Below are 2,793 nucleotides of genomic sequence, written 5' to 3'. Positions count from 1 at the left end.
CGGAGACCCTGAAGCCGGCCGTCGTGCTGCTGGGTGGAGCGTGCCTCCTGATCGTGGCGCTGCTCAGCCTCGTGGGCATGCTCGACCGCCGGCCCCGCCTGGTGCTCGACCATGACGGCCTGCATTGGCGGACCAACCCCGGCAAGCCCCTGCGCTTCACCCCGTGGAGCCAGTTGCGCAGCGTCGGCTACCGCGCCGACCTTCGCCATCACGACACCGGCTGGCTGGAACTGGACATCACGGGGTCCGAGAGCGTGCGGGCCTCGATCCCGCTGAGCGGCCAGAGCCCGTGGGGCCAGGATCTGCCCGACATCGTCCGGGCGATCGCCCCGCACGTCTCGCTGATCGACTTCGACGACTGAGCGCCTTGACCGGAAGGGCGGCGCGGGTCTGGATGCGCGCCAAACCGAGCCGGGAGCCGCGCATGTCCGACACCATCACCCTGACCTCCGCCGTCGACGGCTTCGCGTTCTCCGCCCTGCACGCCGCGCCGCAGGGGCCGCGCAAGGGCGGGGTGGTGGTGATCCAGGAGATTTTCGGCCTCGACCAATATGTCCAGGCCGACGTCGCGCGCTGGGCCGCGCGCGGCTACGAGGCGATCGCCCCGTCGCTGTTCGACCGCGTCACGCCGGGCTACGTCGCCGAACACGATCCCGAAGGCTTCCAGAACGGGATCGCCGCCGTCGGCCAGGTGGGCTTCCCGGCCATGCTGTCGGACATCCAGGCCAGCATCGACGCCCTGAAGGACAAGGGTCCGGTGTTCGCCGTCGGCTACTGCATGGGCGGCTCGCTGGTGTGGGTGGCGGCCTCGAAGCTGGAAGGCCTGGCCGCCGGCTCCAGCTATTACGGCAGCCAGGTGGGGGCCAACGCCGCCCTGCCGCTGAACTGCCCGGTGATCGTCCACCTGGGGGCCAAGGACGGCCACATCGACGCCGAGGCCGTCAAGGCGGCCGTCTGGACATCGCATCCGGACCTGCCCGTCTACGTCTATGAGAACAGCGGCCACGGCTTCAACAACGACGGCCGCCCCGACAGCGACCTTTCCGACGCCGAACTGGCCCGCGAGCGCACGCTCGCCCTGTTCGAAGCGAATGGAGCCGGCGCGTGACCACCGCCGGAACCCGCATCGCCCTGGCCGACCGCGAGGGCGGCCCGTTCAGCGCCTGGCGCGTGCCGCCGGGCGAGGCGCGGCGCGGGGGCGTGGTGGTGCTGCACGCCATCTGGGGGATCACCCCGCACATCCGCGAGTTCAGCGAAAGCCTGGCCGAGCACGGCTACGAGGTGATCGCCCCGGACCTGCTGGACGCCGCCGACGCCGCCTGGCCGGAACTCAACACCGAGCCGGCCATCCTCGACGAGCGCATGGCTCTCGGCGAACAGGCCGCCTGGGGCGCGGCCTGCCTGCCGCGCGTGCAGACGGCGATCGACGCCCTGGAGGGCGGGCCGGTGTTCGTGGTCGGCTTCTGCTTCGGCGGCACCACCGCCTGGCTGGCGGCCACGCGGGCGAGCGGGATCACGGCGGTCTCGGCCTTCTACGGCGGCGACATCGTCAGGTATCGCGACGAGACGCCCAAGGTCCCGACCATCCTGCACTTCGGCAAGACCGACGACATGATCCCCCTGGCCGACGTCGAGGCCATCGCCGGGGCGCATCCGGACCTGCCGATCTTCCAGTACGAGGCCGGCCACGCCTTCGTGGCCCCCAGCGGCCACCACGCCGACAGCGCCCGGCTGTCGATGCTGCGCACCCTGCAGCTCTTCCAGCGCTCGGGCGGGAGCAAGGGGGAAGCCTGACGGCGGGCCAGGCCTCCCCCTCTCCCGGACGCGCGCCCCCACGCGCGTCGACGAGCTCGTTGCGAACAGCGCCGGTCAGGCCGGCGTCAGCTCCGCGATCACCGGCGGCTCCTCGCCCTGCCCCGCCGCGCGCATGTCTCCAGCCTTGGGGGTGAGGTCGCGGACCTGGATCCTGGTCTCCACCGGATTGACGCCGCTGAAGACGCCCGCCACGTCGATCGCGCGCGACTCCACGCCGGCCGCCCGTCCGTGGAACACCAGGCGAGCCGTGAACGGCGCCTGCACCTTCGCGTGGCGGACCAGCGCCTGGTAGCTGTAGACCCGGCCGGGCGGCACATGGACCGCGACCTCGACCCGCTCCTCCGACACTGTCCGATGCGGATCCGGACCGTCCAGCGGGGTCGGCGCCATCTCGCGCTCCACGCAGTCCCCCTGGTCGGTGAGCACCACGCCGAGCGAGACCTTGTCTTCATGGATCGTCGCGCCGGCCAGGCGCGCGCGATCGGCCGGCTCCAGCCGGCAGCCGCGCTCGGAGACGCAGGTGCGGGCAAGGACGACGCGCTTCTCCAGCGGTTCCTCGCCGGCGCGATTGTCGACGATCAGGGCCGGGTCCGCCGGGGCCGGCGGCAGGTGCTCGGCCACGGCCCGGTCGAGGTCGTAGCGGACGTACTGCAACGCGATCACGCCGGCCTCGGTCGGCAGGAGCCAGCATTCCTGGGGCGCGCCGTTCTCCCAGCGACGCACGCCGATCCGGCCCGTCTTGTCGCCGCCGAAGACCTTGAGCTTGTGTTCCCAGTCCATCTGGCTGTTGAGGCAGGTCCAGAAGCCCAGGGTCTCGGCTCGCCAGCGCTGGGCGATGTCCGGCTGGCCGGGCGGCGCGGCGAAGACCAGCGCCTCGGGACCGTCGATGGCCACGTCCAGGCCGCTCGGCCCGCCGCGCCGGACCTTGCAGGTCAGGGCCAGGCCGCTGGCCACGTGGCGCAGCAGGGCGCCGCCGCG

General features: G+C 72.4%; 4 protein-coding genes. 3 read left to right on the top strand and 1 reads right to left on the bottom strand.

The genetic code is table 11. The features are described from left to right. The 3 genes from DMC18_RS26215 to DMC18_RS21790 all read left to right on the top strand — a co-directional run. Positions 1-362 (top strand): hypothetical protein (locus tag DMC18_RS26215; RefSeq protein WP_158285959.1); only part of this gene is annotated, 362 nt, incomplete at its 5' end. Positions 363-424: 62 nt separating this feature from the next. Further along, positions 425-1,108, top strand: coding sequence for a dienelactone hydrolase family protein (locus DMC18_RS21795; RefSeq protein WP_110120486.1), 684 nt, complete (start codon positions 425-427; stop codon positions 1,106-1,108). Further along, entirely contained in the window at positions 1,105-1,794 is a 690-nt protein-coding gene (locus DMC18_RS21790; RefSeq protein WP_110120487.1) for a dienelactone hydrolase family protein, read from the top strand. The genes DMC18_RS21795 and DMC18_RS21790 overlap by 4 nt, the downstream gene beginning before the upstream one ends. A gap of 75 nt (positions 1,795-1,869) precedes the next feature. On the opposite strand, the gene DMC18_RS26210 is transcribed toward DMC18_RS21790, so the two are convergent. Then, on the bottom strand, positions 1,870-2,793 hold a 924-nt coding region (locus DMC18_RS26210; RefSeq protein WP_158285958.1), incomplete at its 5' end, for a hypothetical protein.

It is taken from the genome of Caulobacter sp. D5 (assembly GCF_003185805.1).
Taxonomy (GTDB): Bacteria; Pseudomonadota; Alphaproteobacteria; order Caulobacterales; family Caulobacteraceae; genus Caulobacter.
This window is presented reverse-complemented; position numbering and strand designations above follow the sequence as displayed.

Coding starts and splice junctions, on each gene's coding strand:
- DMC18_RS21795 (WP_110120486.1), top strand. CDS start 425: ATGTCCGACACCATCACCCTGACCTCCGCCGTCGACGGCTTCGCGTTC.